At 74.4% G+C, this 17,788-nt stretch carries 17 protein-coding genes; 4 read left to right on the forward strand and 13 right to left on the reverse strand.

All coding sequences use genetic code 11. The features are described 5' to 3' along the window. Positions 1-20: 20 nt before the first annotated feature. From ACIP5O_RS27665 to sigJ, 10 genes are all read right to left on the reverse strand, one after another. The gene (locus ACIP5O_RS27665; protein WP_401297743.1) at positions 21-1,328 is read right to left on the reverse strand and encodes an alpha/beta fold hydrolase; all 1,308 of its coding nucleotides are present in this window, start codon (positions 1,326-1,328) and stop codon (positions 21-23) included. A 139-nt stretch (positions 1,329-1,467) separates the two neighbouring features. Then, positions 1,468-2,574, reverse strand: a complete 1,107-nt coding sequence (locus ACIP5O_RS27670; RefSeq protein WP_401297746.1) for a glycoside hydrolase family 5 protein — start codon at positions 2,572-2,574, stop codon at positions 1,468-1,470. Between the two features lie 187 nt (positions 2,575-2,761). Continuing rightward, positions 2,762-3,712 (reverse strand): ABC transporter substrate-binding protein, encoded by a 951-nt coding sequence (locus ACIP5O_RS27675; RefSeq protein WP_401297748.1) that lies wholly within the window; start codon positions 3,710-3,712, stop codon positions 2,762-2,764. After that, positions 3,709-4,383: an ABC transporter permease gene (locus ACIP5O_RS27680; protein ID WP_401297751.1), complete on the reverse strand. Its 675-nt coding sequence runs from the start codon at positions 4,381-4,383 to the stop codon at positions 3,709-3,711. The genes ACIP5O_RS27675 and ACIP5O_RS27680 overlap by 4 nt, the downstream gene beginning before the upstream one ends. Further along, the gene (locus tag ACIP5O_RS27685) at positions 4,380-5,060 is read right to left on the reverse strand and encodes an ABC transporter permease (protein WP_401297753.1); all 681 of its coding nucleotides are present in this window, start codon (positions 5,058-5,060) and stop codon (positions 4,380-4,382) included. Before ACIP5O_RS27685 ends, ACIP5O_RS27680 begins: the two co-directional genes overlap by 4 nt. A gap of 93 nt (positions 5,061-5,153) precedes the next feature. After that, positions 5,154-5,540, reverse strand: a complete 387-nt coding sequence (locus tag ACIP5O_RS27690) for a VOC family protein (protein WP_388660983.1) — start codon at positions 5,538-5,540, stop codon at positions 5,154-5,156. An 88-nt stretch (positions 5,541-5,628) separates the two neighbouring features. Beyond that, positions 5,629-6,459 carry an ammonia-dependent NAD(+) synthetase gene (gene nadE / locus ACIP5O_RS27695; RefSeq protein WP_401297757.1) on the reverse strand — a complete coding sequence of 277 codons (831 nt, stop codon included), beginning with the start codon at positions 6,457-6,459 and terminating at the stop codon, positions 5,629-5,631. Positions 6,460-6,790: 331 nt separating this feature from the next. Further along, a complete protein-coding gene (locus tag ACIP5O_RS27700; protein WP_401297759.1) occupies positions 6,791-8,956 on the reverse strand; it encodes an ATP-binding protein in 2,166 nt (721 codons plus the stop codon). A 75-nt stretch (positions 8,957-9,031) separates the two neighbouring features. Next, a complete protein-coding gene (locus ACIP5O_RS27705; protein WP_401297762.1) occupies positions 9,032-10,636 on the reverse strand; it encodes a molybdopterin-dependent oxidoreductase in 1,605 nt (534 codons plus the stop codon). Between the two features lie 89 nt (positions 10,637-10,725). Then, entirely contained in the window at positions 10,726-11,679 is a 954-nt protein-coding gene (gene sigJ, locus ACIP5O_RS27710; RefSeq protein WP_401297765.1) for an RNA polymerase sigma factor SigJ, read from the reverse strand. A 136-nt stretch (positions 11,680-11,815) separates the two neighbouring features. Between sigJ and ACIP5O_RS27715 the strand changes: the two genes are divergently transcribed. Next, positions 11,816-12,196, forward strand: coding sequence for a hypothetical protein (locus ACIP5O_RS27715; RefSeq protein ID WP_401297768.1), 381 nt, complete (start codon positions 11,816-11,818; stop codon positions 12,194-12,196). Positions 12,197-12,218: 22 nt separating this feature from the next. Here the strand turns inward: ACIP5O_RS27715 and ACIP5O_RS27720 are convergent, their stop codons facing one another. The 3 genes from ACIP5O_RS27720 to ACIP5O_RS27730 are packed head-to-tail and all read right to left on the reverse strand — an operon-like array spanning position 12,219 to position 14,690. Then, a complete protein-coding gene (locus ACIP5O_RS27720; RefSeq protein WP_401297771.1) occupies positions 12,219-13,160 on the reverse strand; it encodes an amino acid ABC transporter permease in 942 nt (313 codons plus the stop codon). Beyond that, positions 13,157-13,822, reverse strand: coding sequence for an amino acid ABC transporter permease (locus ACIP5O_RS27725; RefSeq protein ID WP_401297773.1), 666 nt, complete (start codon positions 13,820-13,822; stop codon positions 13,157-13,159). The genes ACIP5O_RS27720 and ACIP5O_RS27725 overlap by 4 nt, the downstream gene beginning before the upstream one ends. A 10-nt stretch (positions 13,823-13,832) precedes the next feature. Then, the gene (locus tag ACIP5O_RS27730; RefSeq protein ID WP_401297776.1) at positions 13,833-14,690 is read right to left on the reverse strand and encodes a glutamate ABC transporter substrate-binding protein; all 858 of its coding nucleotides are present in this window, start codon (positions 14,688-14,690) and stop codon (positions 13,833-13,835) included. Positions 14,691-15,018: 328 nt separating this feature from the next. On the opposite strand from ACIP5O_RS27730, the gene ACIP5O_RS27735 reads away from it, so the two are divergent. The 3 genes from ACIP5O_RS27735 (at position 15,019) to ACIP5O_RS27745 (ending at position 17,208) form a co-directional block, all read left to right on the forward strand. Beyond that, entirely contained in the window at positions 15,019-15,477 is a 459-nt protein-coding gene (locus ACIP5O_RS27735; RefSeq protein WP_401297778.1) for a Crp/Fnr family transcriptional regulator, read from the forward strand. 116 nt (positions 15,478-15,593) lie between these two features. After that, on the forward strand, positions 15,594-16,967 hold the full coding sequence (locus ACIP5O_RS27740; RefSeq protein WP_401297781.1) for a carboxyl transferase domain-containing protein: 1,374 nt from the start codon (positions 15,594-15,596) through the stop codon (positions 16,965-16,967). An 85-nt stretch (positions 16,968-17,052) separates the two neighbouring features. Further along, positions 17,053-17,208: a hypothetical protein gene (locus ACIP5O_RS27745; protein ID WP_062760470.1), complete on the forward strand. Its 156-nt coding sequence runs from the start codon at positions 17,053-17,055 to the stop codon at positions 17,206-17,208. Positions 17,209-17,788: the final 580 nt, after the last annotated feature.

Genomic DNA, 17,788 nt, shown 5'->3' on the forward strand with positions numbered 1-17,788 from the left:
TCCCCCCGCGTCCGGTCCGGTCAGACCTCGTTCCTGGCGAGCGCCAGGAGCCGGTCCAGGACGCGGGGGCCGCCGGTGCGGACGCCGTCGTGTTCGTACTCGTCGGTGACCCAGGTGCGCAGGCCGCGGACGGTGCGGGCCGTCTCCAGGGAGTGGGTGGTGTCGACGTACATGTCGTCGTGGTAGACGGCCGCCGCCACGGGGACCCGGTTGGCGGCGAGGCGGGCGGGGTCGTAGAGCGGGGGCCAGTCGGTGCGGGAGGCGAGGAGGTCGGCCGTCTCGCGCAGGGGGCGGAGGGCGGGGTCGGTGGTGAAGTGCCAGGGGTGGACGGTCTCGCCGGTGAAGAGGAGGGGGCGGCCCCCGGCGAGCGCCGCCCGGGCGTCGAAGGCGGGGTGCTCGGCGCGGACGCGTTCGGCGGCCCAGTCCGTCGGGCCCTCGCCCTGGGCGTAGATGGCCTCGTGGAGGACGGCGTAGAGGGGGTGTCCGGCGTACGAGAGGTGGGCCTGGACCTGTTCGAGGAAGGCGTCGGCGAGTTCGGGGCCTGACGGGGTGGGGACGAAGGCGTTCTCCAGGAGCAGGTGGAGCTGGTGGGTGCCGTCGCCGGAGCCGAGGAGGATGCCGAGGGACTGGAAGGCCTCGACGGTGAGGAGGCCGCCGCCGGGGAGGAGGACCTCGCGGTCGAGGAGGTGGGCGGCGATCGCGCGGGCCCGTTCGGCGTCCAGCGGGTAGCGGGCGAAGTGGGCCTCGTTCTTGCGCAGGACGCGGGGGTACGCGGCGCGGTAGACCTCGTCGGCGGTGGCGTCCAGGGAGGGCAGACCGCCCGTGATCAGGACCGTGTCCAGGCCCTCGGGGGCGGCGGAGAGGTAGTGGGTGGCGCAGAAGCCGCCGAAGCTCTGGCCGAGGACGGTCCAGGGGGCGCCGCCGGTGAGCCGCCGCCGGATCAGTTCGCAGTCCTTGACGATGGAGTCGGCGCGGAAGTGCGCCAGGTAGTCGGCCTGCTCGGCGGGGGTGCCCCGGAGCGGCAGGGTCTGGCGGTTGGCGGGGGTGGAGCGGCCGGTGCCGCGCTGGTCCAGGAGGAGGACGCGGAACTCCTCGACGGCCCGGCCGAGCCAGGCCTGGGGGCCGACGAAGCGGCGGGCGCCGAAGCCGGGGCCGCCCTCCAGGTAGACCAGCCAGGGGAGCTTCTCGCGGTCCGGTCCCGCCTTGCCGGCCGCGACGACCTCGCGGCCGAAGACCTCGATCCGCTCGCCGTCGGGGCGGTCGTGGTCGAGGGGGACGGGGAAGTGGTGGTCGGTGAGGACGAGGCCCGGCTGACGGTAGGTGGTCAACGCTGCTCCTGCTCCTGTTCGGTACGCCCCCGCCGGGACAGTGGATCACACGGCGGGGGCGTACCGGTCGCGGGACGGGCCGGTCAGGAGGTGAGGGCGGGGATCAGGAGGGGGGCGGGGATCAGGAGGTGGGCGGGGATCAGGAGGTGGGGAAGTCGTCCGCCGTCCTGATCCGGTCCCGGATCCAGACGCCGGCGGGCTTGAGCGGCCCGGTGCCGGTCCAGGGGCCGCCCTTGTCGCAGGTGCCGGTCTTGAAGACCGCGCCGCTGCGCTCGTCGTCGGAGAAGTTCCAGTTGACCCAGCCGATCTTCTTCGAGGCCATCAGGTCGAGGTACTTCTGCGTCATGGTGAAGTCGTTCGAGCCCTCGCCCGCGTAGTTCTGGGTGCCGAACTCGGTGACGAAGACGGGCAGCTTGTCGGCGGCGCGGGAGAGGGTCTTCAGGTACTCGTCCCGGTGCGAGTACGCGTAGAAGTGGAAGGTGTACATGATGTTGGCCGCGTTCACCGGACTGGAGACGACCTCGGACTCGGTCGCGCCCTCCGAGACGCCGAACGAGGACCACGCGCGCGTGCCGACGAGGACCGGGGTCTCGGGGTCCTCGGCGCGGATGACGGGGACGAGCTGCTCCGCGTAGCTCTTGATCCTGGACCAGGACACGCCGCTGGGCTCGTTGGCGATCTCGTACAGCAGGTTGGTCTTGCTCCCGTGGCGCCGGGCGATCTCGGTGAAGAAGGTCTTGGCGCGGGCGAGGTTGTGGTGGGGGTCGCCCGGGTCGAGCATGTGCCAGTCGACGATCACGTACATGCCGCGCGCGGTGGCCTGCTCGATGAGCGCGTGGGCGAGGTCGGTGTACTTGCGCGGGTCGGTCTCGTAGCCGTCCTCCTGGACGTACGTGGAGACGCGCAGGACGTCGGCCTTCCAGTCCTTGGCGAGGGCGTCGAGCGAACCGCCCGTCAGACACTGGGCGTACCACTGGGTGCCGTGCGAGGACATGCCCCGGAGCTGGATCGGCTTGCCGTACTGGTTGCAGAGCTTGGTGCCGCAGACCTTGAGCTGTCCGTTGATCGCGGCCGGGGTGGTGGCCGCCGCCCCGGCCGGCGCGGCGGGAGCGGGGGCGGGAGCGGGTGCGGAAGCGGCGTTCACGGCCGGCGGGGCGGCGGCGAGGCCGAGGAGGAGGGCGCCGAGGGCGGTGCCGGCGACGCCGAGGCGACGCGCGCGGGGTCGTACGGTTCGTGCGGAAGTCATGGGGGTCTCCACGGAACGGCGAACGAGGGCCGGAAACCGGAGGGTTGACACCTCCGGGATTGGAAGGAAACCTTCCTAACGAATGGATAGCAGGGTCGTGGACCGCCCCGCAAGGGTCATGACGGCAGACGCCGTTCAGCGGGCTGGAAACAGGGCGGATCCCGGCCGGCCGGGATCCGTCGTGGCGTCAGCTCGCCAAGAGGCCCTTGCGCACGAGGTAGTTCCGGGCCACGTCCTCCGGAAGGCGGCGCCAGCTGTCCACCCGCTCGTTGAGGTGCGCCAGGTCGGCGGTGGTCAGGACGGTGTTGAGGCGGTCGAGCGCGCGGACGACGCCCTCGCTCCCGGCGCGGTTCCGGTTGACCACGGGGACGATGAGGTCGGCGTTCTGCAGGTGCTTGTCGTCGGCGAGCAGGACGAGCCCGAAGTCGTCGAGGGTGGCGTCGGTGGTCGTGGTGAGGACCAGGTGGTCCCGGCCGCTCCGGACGGCCTGCTTCGCCTGGGTCGTACCGACGCCCTTCGGGTCGACGGCGGTCACGTCGATGCCGTAGACCTCCTTCAGGCCGGGGGCGCAGTACGGCCGCCGGACGCACTCGTCCCCGGCCGCGAGCCGGATCGGGAGGCCGGAGGCGCCGAGGTCGCTGAGGGTCTTCAGACGGTGTTCGGCGGCGAAGGGGGCGGTGACGGCGAAGGCGTTCTGGTCGACGGCCCGGCCGGGGTCGAGGACGGTCAGTCCGCGCGGCGCGGCGAGGGCCCGGAGGGCCTTCATGGTGGCGGCCGGGTCGGGCGAGCCGACGGGCGGCGCGTCCGGTCCGTGGGCCTTGGCGTTCAGCCAGTCGGCGAAGGTGGCCGCGTACTCCGGCACGACGTCGATCTGCCCGTTCTCCAGGGCCGGTTCGTACAGCTCGCGGTTGGTGACGGAGAGGATCTTCGTGCGGTGGCCGGCGTCCTGGAGCAGCAGGGCGTACATCTGGGCGAGCAGGTCGCTCTCGGTGAACCCGGCCGATCCGACGACCAGCCGGCGCCCGTCCCCCGGTCGTCCGGTGACGGCGTCCCGGTCCTCCAGGGAGGGGCCCGTGGCACAGCCGCCGCAGAGCGCCGTCAGCAGGCAGAGGGCGACGAGGGGACGGGACGCCCTCATGCGGCGCTCCCCCGGGCCCCGGTGGGGGCCAGGCGCCGGACCGCCTCGAAGACCCCCTCCACCAGGAGGGCGAGCGCCGCGACGAGGACGGCCCCGGCGACGACCTGCGGGGTGGAGGCGAGGTTGAACCCGGCGGTGATGATCCGGCCGAGCCCGCCGCCGCCCGCGAGCGCGGCCACGGTGGCGGTGGCGACGAGCTGGACGGCGGCGATCCGCACGCCGGTGAGGACCATCGGCAGCGCGAGGGGCAGTTCGACCCGGGTGAGCACCTGGCCGCCCGTCATGCCCATGCCCCGGGCGGCCCGTACGACGTCGGGGTCGACGCCCCGCATTCCGACGTACGCGTTGGTGAGCAGCGGGGGCACGGCGAACAGGACGAGCGCGATGATCGTGGGCCACTCCCCGTACGGGCCGAGCGGGCTGAGCAGGAGCAGGACGAGGACGGCGAAGGTGGGGACGGCCCGGCCGGCGTTGGCGAGGTTCACGGCGAGTCCGCCGCCCCTGCCGAGGTGGCCGAGGAGCAGGGCGGTCGGCAGGGCGGTCGCACAGGCGATGGCGAGGCAGACGACGGTGAGGAGGACGTGCTCGCCGAGCCGGTGCAGGACGCCGTTCTCGCCGGACCAGTGGGCGGCGGTGGTGAGCCAGGACCAGGCGGCGGAGACGGTGTTCACGCGGACCGGGCCCGGGTCCAGGGGGTGAGCATCCGCTGGGCGCCGAGGAGGAGCAGGTCGGCGGCGACGGCGATGACGACGCAGAGGGCGGAGGCGGTGAGGACCTGGGCCTTGAAGTAGGTGTTCATCCCCGCGTAGATGAGGTTGCCGAGGCCGCCGTGGCCGACGATCGCGCCGATGGTGACGAGGGAGACGGCGGAGACGGTGGCGATGCGCAGTCCGGCCATGGCGGCGGGCAGGGCGAGGGGCAGCTCGACGGCGAGGAGGAGCCGGAGCGGCCCGTAGCCGAGGCCGCGCGCGGCCTGCCGGGTCTCCTCGGGGACGGCGCGGAGCCCGGCGAGGACGTTCCGGACGAGGAGGGTGAGCGAGTACAGGACGAGGCCGGCCACGACGAGGGCGGCGGAGAGTCCGTACAGGGGCAGGAGCAGCGAGAACATCGCGAGCGCCGGGATCGTGTAGAGCAGCGTGGTGATCCCGAGGACGGGGGCGGCGGCCCAGCGCAGGCGGCGGGCGGCGATCGCCAGGGGCAGGGCGATCAGGAGGGCGAGGGCGACGGAGGCGCCGGTGAGCTGGAGGTGCTGGACGACGGCGTCGGCGAGGATCTCCCGCCGGGTGGAGAGGTAGGCGCCGCAGATCCACTCGTTGCGGGCGAGGCAGTCGTCGGGCGGCGCGGTCACGCTCCCATTCGAGGCGGTACGGGTCTTCCGCGCACCCCGGCCGGGCCCGTCCGGGGGGCGGGGAGCCCCGCGGGCGGGTCGCCGGCCGGGCGCTCAGGTCTCCTGGAGCACGGACAGGACGTTGCCCGCCGGGTCCGTGAACCAGGCGACGGCCGGTCCGCCGCCGCCCCGCACGATGCCCCTGTCGTCGGCGTCGAAGCCGGGGTAGCGCTCCAGGGTCACACCGCGTCCCACCAGCTCGTCGACGGTCCGCTCGATGTCGTCGACCTGGAAGTTGAGGATCGTGAAGGAGGCGGGGGCGTGGTCCTCCTTGGGATACACGAGGACCCGCGCGCCGCCCGCCAGGACGAGGAGGAGCATCTCCATGCCCTCGGGTCCCGACTCCTCCACCTCCAGGCCGAGGGTCTCGCCGTAGAACCGCCGGGCGGCGTCGATGTCGTCGACCGAGAAGCCACTGAACGCCGAGGTCTCGCCGAACATGGCGCACTCCCTTCCGGAGTCCGTTCCGGGGGCCTCTGGTGAGGCCCCCTTCCAGGATCCTCCGACGGCGGGAGGTCCGCCGCTCCTCTCAGGGGGCGATCGGCAGCTGTCGCTTGTGCTCGGTGAGCTCGTAGCGGCGGACGATCGCGTCGTAGGCGGCCTCGGAGACCGGCTTGCCCTCCAGGAAGTCGTCGATCTCGTCGTACGTGACGCCGAGGGCCTCCTCGTCGGGCTTGCCCGGGTCGAGGGTCTCCAGGTCGGCCGTGGGGACCTTCCACACGAGCCCGTCCGGGGCGCCCAGCTCGGCGGCGAGCGCGCGGACGCGCCGCTTGGTCAGGCCGGTCAGCGGCACGACGTCGGCGGCGCCGTCGCCGAACTTGGTGAAGAAGCCGGAGACGGCCTCGGCCGCCTGGTCGGTGCCGACGACGAGGCCGTTGTGGGCCCCGGCGACCGCGTACTGGGCGATCATCCGCTGCCGGGCCTTGATGTTGCCCTGGACGAAGTCCCGGTGGTGGTCGTCGCGGAAGACCACGTCGGCGGCGACACAGGCCTCCAGGGCCGCGTCGCTCGCCGCCTTCACGTCCACGGTGAGGACCTTGTCGGGGCGGATGAAGTCGAGGGCGGCCTGTGCGTCCTTCTCGTCGGCCTGGACGCCGTAGGGCAGGCGCATCGCGTAGAAGACGGCGTCGTGGCCGGCGGCGCGGGCGCGCTCCACGGCGAGCTGGCAGAGCCGGCCGGCGGTGGTGGAGTCGATGCCGCCGCTGATGCCGAGCACGAGGGCGCGCAGCCCGTTGGAGGTGAGCTGCTCGGTGAGGAAGGCCACCCGGCGCTCGATCTCCGCCGCCGGGTCGAAGGTGCCGGACACCTGGAGGTCCCGGGCGATCTGCTGCTGGAGGGCGGTGGACGCCGGGTCGGTCACGTGAGGTCTCCTCGTCGGGGGTCGGTCGCCGTACGGCCGGTCGCACGCGGACGGGCTCGTACGGCTCTGTTCACGGGCCGACTCTACGCACCGGAGCGCCGTGCCGTCGTCCCGCGCCGTCCCGTGCCGCTCCGGTGCGTTCGGGCAGGTCGGGCGGGTGCGCGCGGTCGCGGCGACGGTGCCGACGGCGGTGGCGGTCGGTGTCGTGCGCCGGGCCCGTGTCGCGGATGTCCCGGTCCGCCGGGTTCAAACGCGTCCGCCGGGTTCGAAGGCGTCCGCGGGAACCGTGTGTGCCGGCCGGGCCCGAGGGCGTCGGAGGGGCCCGGACGCGTCAGGCGTGCCCGGGGCCGCGCAGGGCGCGGTCGAGACCGTCCTGCGGGAGGCCGGTGAGGGCGCGGACGAAGATCTCCTCGTAGGCGGGCTCGCCGATCGACGCGCGGACGGTGTCCGTGTACTTCTCGTGCAGGGCCCGCAGGCCGGGCAGGCCGCGCCGGGGCTGGCCGGTGGAGCGCCAGTACGCCTCGCCGGTGCCGGAGACGTCCGCGGCGCGCTCGCCCTCGCCGGCCGCCGCGAGGGCGGTGGCGAGGACGTCGAGGCCGAGGGCGACGCCGAGGCTCGCGCCCAGGCGCCGGGTGCCTTCGAGCATGGCGCGGGCGTGGCCGGAGGCGGCGGCCGGGTCGCCCTCCAGGAGGCCGGTGAGGGCGAGCTGGTACTCCAGGGCGGTGCGGGTCCAGTGCTCGTCGAGCTCCTCGCACAGGGCGCGCAGCCGGAGCGCCCCCTCCCGGGCCTCCGCGAGCCGGCCCAGGCCGGTGAGGGCGAAGACCCGCACGAGGTGGCAGCGGAGCCGGGCGGCGGAGTCGGCGGGCCCGCCGCGGGCGGCGTCGAGGACGTGGCCCACGACGACGTGCGCGGCCGTCGGGCGGCCGGTGGTGAGGGCGAGGAGGCCGGCGAGGGCGGCGGCGTCGAGGGTGAGCTCGCCGGGCCGGTCCCGCCCGGCGCCCTCCCCGTGCTCCGTGCGCCCGGCGTCGTCGACGGGACCGGCGGAGTCCGCGTACTCGGCGTGCTCGGCGGAGTCCGCGTATTCGGCGTATTCGGCGTACTCGGCGTACTCGGCGTGCCGGGCCTCGCGGGCGCAGCGTTCGCTGACGTCCTGGGCGGGGCCGAACTCGCCCTGGAGGACGAGCGTGACGCCGAGGGCCCACAGGGCGCGGGCCCGGACGCGGCCGCGGGCCCCGCTGAGGAGCAGGGCCTGTTCGAGGCCGTCGCGGGCCTCGCGGAGGCGGCCGCGGCAGGACCAGGCGAAGGCGACGGAGCCGACGAGGTCGAGGGCCGCGTCGGGGTCGGTGCGCAGGAGCCGGTCCAGGGCGGTGCGCAGATCGGTGTGGTGGGCGTCGACGGTCCGGTACCAGCGGAGCTGGCGGGCGCCGTGCCACTCGGTCCCGGCCCGGCGGGCCAGGCCCCGGAAGTGGGCGGCGTGCCGGTCGGCGACGGCTCCGGTCTCGCCGGTGCGGTCCAGCCAGGTCGCCCCGTACTCGCGGATCGTGTCGAGCATCCGGTGGCGCCCGGCGGCGTCGGGCGGGCGGACCACGGAGGAGCGGACGAGTCCGTCGAGCGCCTCCGGCAGGGTCGCGCGGTTCAGCGGGCCGCCGATGCAGACGGCGGTCGCGGACGCGAGGTCGAAGGGGCCGCGGAAGACGGAGAGGCGGGCCCAGAGGAGGCGTTCGAGCGGGGTGCTCAGCTCGTGGCTCCAGCCGATGGCGGCGCGCAGGGTCTGGTGGCGGCCGGGCCAGACGCGCTCGGTGTGGGCGAGCAGGTCGAAGCGGGCGCCGGGCGCGGCGTCGAGGCGGGAGCCGAGCTGGTCGCGCACGGCTTCGGCGCCCTGGAGGCGGATCTGCGCCGCGGCGAGTTCGAGGGCGAGCGGGATGCCCTCCAGGCGTACGCAGATCTCGCCGGCGGGCCCGGCGGCGGGGAAGTCCTCCCCGGCGGCCCGGCGGAGCAGGGCCAGGGCGTCCGGTCCGGCGGGCGGCAGCGGGTCGAGGACGATCGTCTCCTCCCCCTCGACGCCGAGGGGGCGGCGGCCGGTGGCGAGGACGGTGAGGCCGGGGGCGGCGGCGAGGAGTTCGGTGACGAGCCGGGCGCAGGGCTCGGCCAGGTGCTCGCAGGAGTCCAGGACGAGCAGCAGCCGGTCGTCGGCGAGCCGGCGGCAGAGTCCGGTGGTGGCCATGCCGGGGGTGTGGTCGGCGAGGTCCACGGAGTCGGCGACGAGCGCGACGAGCAGCCGCTCGCCGTCGAGCTGGCCGAGGTCGGTCCACCAGGCCCCGTCCGGATAGTGCCCGGCGGCCCGGTGTGCGGCGCGCAGCGCGAGCCGGGTCTTCCCGACTCCCCCGACGCCGGTCACGGTGACGAGGCGGTGCTCCGCCAACGCGGCGGAGACGCGCTCCAGTTCCGTGCGGCGTCCCACGAAACCGGGGTTCTCGTCCGGCAGATGTCCACGCACGGAAGCAGTGTCCCTCATATGTCCCCCGAACGGGTGGGCACTGCCGGTTCGTTACGCACCTACGACCACCGGCGCCTACTCTCCGCCCTCGACCGTCACCACGACCGAGTGCCAGCCCTGGGCCCCGTCGGGCATCGTGGCGGTGCGCCGCTCGGGCTGGGTGGCGCCGGTGCCGTCGGTGGCGCGGACGGTGAGGGTGTGGCGGCCGGGGGCGGCCTCCCAGGGGTACGTCCACTGGCGCCAGGTGTCGCGGGTGTCCTCGGCGGCGAGGCGGGCCTCCCGCCAGGGGCCGTCGTCGACCCGCACCTCGACCCGGCGGACGCCCCGGTGCTGGGCCCAGGCGACCCCGGCGACCATGACGGTGCCGGCGGCGGGGCGGCCGAAGGGGCGGGGGGTGTCGATGCGGGACTGGGTCTTGACGGGGGCCTCGGCGGCCCAGCCGCGCGGGACCCAGTAGGCGTCGTACGCGTCGAAGGTGGTCAGCTCGATCGACTCGATCCACTTGCAGGCGGAGACGTAGCCGTAGAGGCCGGGGACGACCATGCGGACGGGGAAGCCGTGCTCGAAGGGCAGGGGTTCGCCGTTCATCCCGAAGGCGAGGAGGGCGTCGCGGCCGTCCATGACGTCCTCGACGGGGGTGCCGATGGTCATGCCGTCGACGGAGCGGGCCACCAGCTGGTCGGCGGGGCCGCCCTCGGAGGGCGGGCGGACGCCGACCTCGCGCAGCAGGTCGGCGAGGGGGACGCCGAGCCAGCGGGCGTTGCCGACGTACGGGCCGCCGACCTCGTTGGAGACGCAGGCCAGGGTGATGTCCCGCTCGACCGTCCGCCGGGCCATGAGGTCCCGCAGGGTGAGGGTGAGCTCCTCGCGGACCCCCGTGCCGTGGAGGCGCAGGCGCCAGCGGTTCGCGTCGACCTTGGGGACGACGAGGGCGGTGTCGACCCGGTAGAAGTCCCGGTTGGGGGTCGTGAAGGGGCTGATGCCGGGGACGGCGAGCCGGGCCCCGGCGGGGACGGGCGGTGCCGGGGAGGCCGGCCGGGGCAGCCGCACGGCCGCCCGTGAGGCGGTGGCGTTCTCCTCGACGGGCGAGCCGACGGCCCTGCCGAGGGCGGCGGCTCCGGTCGCGGCGAGACCGGTGGACGCGGCGACGACGAGGAAGCTCCTGCGGTCCGCACGGGCGGCGGCGGTGCCGGTGCCGGCCCGGGGGGCGAGGAGACGGCCGATGAGGACGTACAGGAGGAGGGCGCCCAGGGCGGCCCCGACGAGGGAGGGCACGGCGTCGACGGCGGAGTCCGAGTCGGGGCGGGTGACGGCGGCGAGCGCCCCGAGGACGCCGAAGGCGCCGACCGCCGCCGAGCCGAGTACGCGGCGGCGCAGGGCGAGCAGCCCGATCCCGACGGCGAGCAGGGCGAGGACGAGGAGGATGCCGAGCTGGAGGACGGCCTTGTCGTTCTCGCCGAAGGTCCGGATCGCCCAGTCCTTGAGCCACGCCGGGGTCCGGTCGACGAAGGCGCCGCCGACGGCCACGACGGGGCTCGCCTCGGGACGCACCCGGGAGGCGACGAGGTCCGCGACGGCCAGGGAGACGTACGCGGCGAGGAGGCCGCCGAGCGCGGCGAGGAGACGGTCGGTGCGGGTGACTTCTCGGACGGGCCGGTGCCCGTCGCTGGTGGCGTTCATGAGGGGTACTTCGCCACGGAACGCCTCCCGGATGGGTGCTTTCGGGGTGTCCTCGGGGTTGCTTCACCCGTAGGAGGGAGCCGGGGCCGTCAGCCGTGACGGGGCGGGCCCTGAGGGGCGTCGGGGAAGTCCCTTGCCCACGGGCGGAGTTTCTCCGGGTTGCGGACCACCCAGATCCGGGCGACGCGCCCGTCGGCGACGTCGAACGAGGCCACGGTCGCGACGACGCCGTCGCGCCGGGCCACCAGGCCGGGTGCGCCGTTGACCGACCGTTCCAGGAGTTCGAGCCCCGGGGCCTTGTCCGCGATGGCGACCATGTACCGGGCGATGCGCGCGCCGCCCTCGACCGGGCGCAGGACGGTGCCGACCATGCCGCCGCCGTCGGCGGTCATCACGGCGGCCGGGTCGAGGAGGCCGACCAGGGCCGCGATGTCCTTGGTCTCCCACGCCTCCTTGACGTGCCGCACCACGTCGGTCCCGCCGGTCGCCGGCGCCGGGCCGTGCGCGGTGTCCACCCGCCGCCGGGCGGAGGCCGCCAGCTGTTTGCAGGCCGCGGGGGTCCGGCCGAGGACTCCGGCGATCTCGGCGAACGGGTACCGGAAGACGTCGTGCAGGACGAACGCCACCCGCTCGGCGGGCGTCATCGACTCCAGGACGACGAGGAAGGCCATGGTCACCGACTCGTCCAGGACGATCCGGTCCGCGGGGTCCGCGGGGCCCGCGGAGGCGCCGGCGCGGTCCCACTCGGCGCGGTCGGGCAGCGGCTCGGGGAGCCAGGCGCCGACGTAGCGTTCGCGGCGGGCCCGCGCCGAGCCGAGCAGGTCCAGGCAGATGCGGCCGGTCGCCGTCGTCAGCCAGGCCCCCGGGGACAGGATCTCCTCCCGTCTGCTGCGCGGGAGTCCGTACCAGCGGGCGTAGGCGTCCTGGACGGCGTCCTCGGCCTCGGTCACCGAACCGAGCAGCCGGTAGGCGACGTTGATCAGCCGCCCCCGCTCGCCGGCCGCGCCGTCCGTGCCGGTCCCGGCAGTCCCGGCAGTCCCCATGCTCCGGCCGCCCCCCTCGTCGTGCCTTCGCGGGCCCCCGCCTTACCTTTCGGAGGCCTGCGTCGTCGAACGGGTGAGACCTTATCGATCCACTGCCCGGGGGCGGGAAGCCAGGGGCGGAAAAGGGGACTGTGACATGGCCACTGAAGCGACGACGGCGGCGACGGCGGGCGTGCGGCGCGGCTCCTCGTTCCTGAGGACCGCGATCGTCCTGCAGACCCTGACCCTCTTCCTCCAGGCGGTCTCCGCCGGACTGCTGCTGACCACGTCGTACGGGGAGACGCTGCACGGCGTCGGGGCCCGGGTGATGTACGGGGCGTCGATGCTGTACGTGCTCGCGGCGGTGCTGGCGTGGAAGCCGGGCGGCGGCTCGCCCCGGCCGGTCCGGCACGCGTCCGGCTTCCTCGCGCTCGCCTCGGTCCAGGTGGTGCTGGGCATCGCGCACGTCCCCGCGGTCCACGTCCCGCTGGGCGTCCTGATGTTCGGCCTGAGCGTGCTGGCCCTGGCCCGGCGCTGAGGACCCGTGCCGCCCCGCCGCGTCAGGTGCCCCCCGGACGGTCCCCGTGCTCGCCCGGGGCGGCCAGTTCCTCCACCGTGTCCGCCCCGACGACCGCGCCCGTGGACCTCCTGCCGCGCCGCAGACGGCCTTCCAGGCGGGCGGCGAAGGTGGTGAGGGCGAAGTTGAGGATCACGAAGACCACGGCGACGACGGTGAAGCAGGCGATCGTGTTGGCCCCGTAGTTGGCGCTCATCGGGCGGACCGAGGCGAGGAGTTCGGAGAAGCCGAGCATCGCGCCGCCGAGCGCGGTGTCCTTGACGATGACGACGAGCTGGCCGACCAGGGCGGGCAGCATGGCGGTGACCGCCTGCGGCAGGAGGACGTACGTCATGGTCTGGCCCTTGCGCAGGCCGAGGGCCTCGGCCGCGTCGGTCTGGCCGGCGGGGAGGGAGAGGATGCCGGCGCGGACGACCTCCGCGAGGACGGAGGCGTTGTAGAGGACGAGGCCGGTGACGACGGCGTACAGGGGGCGGGTGTCCGGGCTGACGTCGGTGAACTCGGAGTAGGCGGCGTTCGCGAAGAGCATCAGGATGAGGACGGGGATCGCCCGGAAGAACTCGACGACGGTGCCGGCCGCGCCGCGCACGGCGCGGTGGTCGGAGAGGCGGGAGACGCCGAGGAGGGCGCCGAGGGGCAGGGCGATCACCATGGAGAGCGCGGCGGCGACCACGGTGTTCCTCAGGGCGGGCAGGACGTACGTCTCCCAGACGCGGGCGTCCGTGAAGAAGGGCGCCCACTTGGACCACGCGAGCTGGTCCTTGTCGGCGAGGCCCGCGACCACCCACCAGGCCACGGCGGCGAGCGCGGCCAGGAAGAGCAGGGTCCACAGGAGGTTGCGCCGGCGGGCGCGCGGGCCGGGCACGTCGTAGAGGACGGTGGGGGCGTCCTTCCGGGGCCGTCCCCGCGCGCTCCGGGCCCTCATCGCTTCACCGCCGCCTTCTTGGCCACCCAGCCGAGGAACAGGCCGGTGGGCAGGGTGAGGCAGAGGAAGCCGACGGCGAAGACCGCCGAGACGAGGATGAGCTGGGCCTCGTTCTCGATCATCTCGCGCATCAGCAGGGCGGCTTCGGCGACGCCGATGGCGGCGGCCACGGTGGTGTTCTTGGTGAGGGCGATGAGGACGTTGGCGAGGGGGCCGACGACGGAGCGGAAGGCCTGCGGGAGGACGATGAACCGCAGGATCTGGGGGAAGTTCAGGCCGATGGCGCGGGCGGCCTCGACCTGCCCGAGGGGGACGGTGTTGATGCCGGAGCGGAGCGCCTCGCAGACGAACGCGCTGGTGTAGGCGGTGAGTCCGAGGACGGCGAGGCGGAAGTTGATCGTGGTGAACCGTTCGGCGCCCATGTCGACGCCCAGGGTCTGGAAGAGGCCGAGCGAGGTGAAGACGATGATGACGGTGAGGGGGATGTTGCGGACGACGTTGACGTAGACGGCGCCGAAGCCCCGCATGAGGGGGACGGGGCTCACGCGCATGGCGGCGAGCAGCGTCCCCCAGACCAGGGAGCCGATCGCGGAGTAGACGGTGAGCTGCACCGTCACCCGGAAGGCTCCGAGCAGGTCGTACCCCTGGAGGAAGTCGAACACGGCGGCCCGCTCACTTCACGACGACGCCGATCTTCGGGGCGGGTTCGTTCTGGTACCCGGCCGGGCCGAAGTTCTTCTTCACCGCCGCGTCCCAGGAACCGTCGGCGACCATCTTCCGCAGGGCCGTGTTGATCCTGTCCTTGAGGTCGCTGCCCTTCTGGACGCCGATGCCGTAGTTCTCGTTGCTCATCTTGAAGCCGCCGAGCTTGAACTTGTCCTTGAACTGGCTCTGCGAGGCGTATCCGGCGAGGATCGAGTCGTCGGTGGTGACGGCGTCGATGACGCCGTTCTCCAGGCCGGTCAGGCACTCGGAGTAGCCGCCGTACTCCTGGAGCTGGGCGTCGGGGGCGAGCTTCGTCTTGACGTTCTGCGCGGAGGTGGAGCCGGTGACCGAGCAGAGCTTCTTGTCGTTCAGGTCGGACGGCTGCTTGATGGAGTCGTCGTCGGCGCGGATCAGGACGTCCTGGTGGGCGAGGAGGTAGGGGCCGGCGAAGTCGACCTTCTGCGCCCGCTCGTCGTTGATCGAGTACGAGGCCGCGACGAAGTCCACGTCGCCGCGCTGGAGCAGGGTCTCGCGGTCGGCGCTCTTGGCCTCCTTCCACACGATGTCGGAGGGGTCGTGGCCCAGCTCCCCGGCCACGTAGGTCGCCACGTCGACGTCGAAGCCGGTGTACGTGCCGTCGGGGGTCTTCAGGCCGATGCCGGGCTGGTCGAACTTGATGCCGACGGTGATCTCGTCCTCCCCGTGGTCGCGGGGGACGCCGGTGGCGGCGGCGTTCGCGAACCCCGCGGAGGTGAGGGAGAGGACGACGGCCGCGGCGGCGGCCGTGAGGGACCTGGCGGTCCTGAGCGGGTTCATGAGGATCACCCCAGGGGGTTTTCGGCCGGGCCCCGGTCCGGTGGCTCGATGGCTCGGCAGCTCGGTGGCCGGTGGCCCGGTGGCCGGTGGCTCGGCGGCTCGGTGACGGAGGATCCCGGGGCGAGCGAGCACGTCCCCCGCCTGCCGGCCCCCTCCTCACGTTCATGCTCCGCCCTCCGTCCGGCCCGCGCACGCCGGACGAGGGCCCGCCGGGGGCGGGGGCGCACGGAGGGTGAGGGGCCGTCCGGCCGGCGTGACCGGCGGTCCGCGCCTGCGCGCGCGGCGGCTCCTTGGCCGACACTGGGGGTGGGAGTCGAGTGTGCGAGGAGGGTCCGCCATGAGCAGTGCCACGCCCAAGGTCAGCGCGTTGCCCCCGGAGCACCGGGAGCGCCTGATGGCCTTCGCCGAGGACGTGTACTTCGAGTCCGGTCACCGCCTCTTCGAGGAGCAGCAGCACGCCGATCGCTTCTGGATCGTGAAGACGGGCGCGGTGACGCTCGACGCGCGGGTGCCGGGGCGCGGGGCGCCCGTGATCGAGACCCTGCACCACGGCGAACTGGTCGGTCTCTCCTGGATGTTCCCGCCGTACCTGTGCCAGTCGGGCGCGGAGGCGATGACCCCGGTGCGGGCGTACGAGTTCAACGCCCCGGCCGTCCGGTCGATGTGCCGCTCCGACCCGGAGTTCGGCGCCTCGGTCCTGTTCTGGCTGGGCTCGATCCTGGCGCGCCGCCTCCAGGTGACCCGGGTCCGGCTCCTGGACCTGTACGCCCCGCACGGGAGCGGGATCACGGCCTGAGACCGGTCCGCGGGGCCGCCCCGGTGCGGCGGCGGACCGGGCGGTACGGTGGGGCGCACCGCTGATCCATCCGTACGCGTTCCCCGTACGCACCGGCGACCGGCTGTGAGGCCCGCATGACCGATCCGACGACGGCGCGCGGGGCGATCGCCCTCGTGACCGACGAGTTCACCGAACTGCCCTTCGACGAGGGGCCGCCGGCCGGTGACGGGCCGATCGGGTGGCCCGGGTACTCCGCCGCGCACGCCCGTGCCGCCGCCCGTACCGGCGAGACCGAGTCGGTGGTCTGCGGGACGGGCACGGTGGGCGGGGTGCGGGCGGTCCTGATCTCCTTCGAGTTCCGGTTCCTCGGCGGTTCCCTCGGGGAGCGGACGGGGGCGCGGGCCGCCGCCGCCCACGCCCTGGCCCGGGAGCGGCGGCTGCCCGTGGTGGTCCTGCCGGCCACCGGCGGCAGCCGGATGCACGAGGGCATGCGGGCCCTCCTCCAGCTCCAGCTCCTGGCCCGCGAGTCGGAGCTGACCCGGGCCGCCGGGCTGCCGCAGATCGCGGTCCTGCGGGACCCGACGACCGGGGGCGGCTGGGCGACGCTCGGCGCGGGCTCCGACGTCGTCCTGGCCCTGCCCGGCGCCCAGGTCGCCTTCGCCGGGTCCCGGGTGCGGCCGCCGGACGCGGACCCGGCCGCGTACACCGCCGAGGCGCAGCTCGCGCACGGCCACGTCGACGCGATCGTGCCGCCGGACGCGCTGCGCGCCGTCCTCGGGCGCTGGCTGTCCCTGCTCACCCGCCCGGCCGAGGGCCCGGTCCCGCCGCCGTACGCGCTCGGGGCCCCCGGTGCGGCGCCCGCCGTGAGCGGCCGGGAGGCCGTGGCGCGGGCCCGGCACCCGGACCGGCCCCGGGCCGGCGCCTACCTCGACGCCCACTTCACCCTCCGCGAGGAGATCTCCGGCGACCGCTGCGGGGGTGTCGACCCGGGGATGCGGTGCGGCTTCGGGCGGCTCCCCGACGGGCGGACCGTCGCCTACGCCGCGCAGTGCGGCACCGCGACCCGCCCGGCCGGCTTCCGCACGGCCGCCCGGCTCGTGCGCCTCGCCGGCCGTCTCGGGACACCGGTGCTCACCCTGGTGGACACCCCGGGCGCCGCCAACGACGCGGAGGCGGAGCGCTCGGGCGCGGGCAGCGCCATCGCGGACCTGTTCGCCGCGATGGCCACCGCGCGCACCCCGCTGACCTCGCTGCTCGTCGGGGAGGGCGGCTCGGGCGGGGCGCTCGCGCTCGCCGCCCCCGGGAACACCTGGGTCACCCCGGACGCGTACTTCTCCGTCATCGCGCCCGAGGCCGCCGCCGCCATCCTCAAGCGCCCGCCGGAGGAGGCCGGGGCGACCGCCGACCAGTTGCGGCTGCGGCCGGAGGACCTCGTCGGGCTCGGGATCGCCCGGGGCGTCGTGGGCCCCCGGCCGGTGTCCCCGGAGGACGTCCGCGACGGCGCATGAAGCGCGGGGGAAGCGGGCAGGGGCGGTGTAGCGGGTCTCCGTGCGGACCGCGCCGGACGACACCGTGTACGACGGAGGTGACGTCATGGTTCCCCTGCTCCTCGTCCTCCTGGTGATCCTGGTCCTGTTCGGCGCGGGCTTCGCGGTCGACGTGCTCTGGTACATCGCCATCGCCCTGCTGGTGCTGTGGGTGCTCGGATTCTTCATGCGGAGCGGCAGCGGCCGCTGGTACCGCTGGTGAACGGAGGTCCCGACGGTCCCGTGCCGTGTCCCGGACGGTGGCCGTCCGGGACACGGCACGGGGCTCTTCGGCCCGCCGGATCCGTCATGTGCCCAGGGCCTTCTTGAGTGCCGCCTTCACTCCCCATGGCCTTCTTGAGTGCCGCCTCGTCCATCGAGGAGCGGCCGTGCACGTTGCGGCGCCTGCCCTCGGCGTAGACCCGGTCCAGGGCGCCGTCCTTGATGTGCTCGTACTGTCGCTTCCGCTCGGGGCCCGATCCGCGGCATCGTTCGCTCCTTTCGGCTCGGAGACCCGTCCGTCTCCCGTCCGAACGGCTCCCCCGCGAAATCGTGCCAAACCCCTGGATACGGGGCATCCTGGTTCAAGACGCTTGACCGGCGGACCCGCGCCGTCGCTCTCTGCACGGAGTCGGGGCAGGTCCCGAGCACCGTCGAAGGAGCCCCATGTCCACCGCCCGTACTCGATCCGTCACCCTCGGTCGTGGCCCGGAGGTCGCCGGGAATCCGGGGGCTTCGATGCGCCGGGCGGCGCTGGACGGACTGCCCGAGCTGACCCGGCCCACCACCGTCTCCACCGACGA

Origin of the sequence: Streptomyces sp. NPDC088915, from assembly GCF_044749825.1 — a bacterium.
GTDB lineage: Bacteria > Actinomycetota > Actinomycetes > Streptomycetales > Streptomycetaceae > Streptomyces.

Bases quoted from the DNA above. Each gene is read 5' to 3' on its own strand.
- ACIP5O_RS27670 (WP_401297746.1), bottom strand. From the start codon at position 2,574: ATGACTTCCGCACGAACCGTACGACCCCGCGCGCGTCGCCTCGGCGTC.
- ACIP5O_RS27675 (WP_401297748.1), bottom strand. From the start codon at position 3,712: ATGAGGGCGTCCCGTCCCCTCGTCGCCCTCTGCCTGCTGACGGCGCTC.
- ACIP5O_RS27720 (WP_401297771.1), bottom strand. From the start codon at position 13,160: ATGAGGGCCCGGAGCGCGCGGGGACGGCCCCGGAAGGACGCCCCCACC.
- ACIP5O_RS27740 (WP_401297781.1), top strand. From the start codon at position 15,594: ATGACCGATCCGACGACGGCGCGCGGGGCGATCGCCCTCGTGACCGAC.
- sigJ (WP_401297765.1), bottom strand. From the start codon at position 11,679: ATGGGGACTGCCGGGACTGCCGGGACCGGCACGGACGGCGCGGCCGGC.
- ACIP5O_RS27690 (WP_388660983.1), bottom strand. From the start codon at position 5,540: ATGTTCGGCGAGACCTCGGCGTTCAGTGGCTTCTCGGTCGACGACATC.
- ACIP5O_RS27715 (WP_401297768.1), top strand. From the start codon at position 11,816: ATGGCCACTGAAGCGACGACGGCGGCGACGGCGGGCGTGCGGCGCGGC.
- ACIP5O_RS27745 (WP_062760470.1), top strand. From the start codon at position 17,053: ATGGTTCCCCTGCTCCTCGTCCTCCTGGTGATCCTGGTCCTGTTCGGC.
- ACIP5O_RS27705 (WP_401297762.1), bottom strand. From the start codon at position 10,636: ATGAACGCCACCAGCGACGGGCACCGGCCCGTCCGAGAAGTCACCCGC.
- ACIP5O_RS27735 (WP_401297778.1), top strand. From the start codon at position 15,019: ATGAGCAGTGCCACGCCCAAGGTCAGCGCGTTGCCCCCGGAGCACCGG.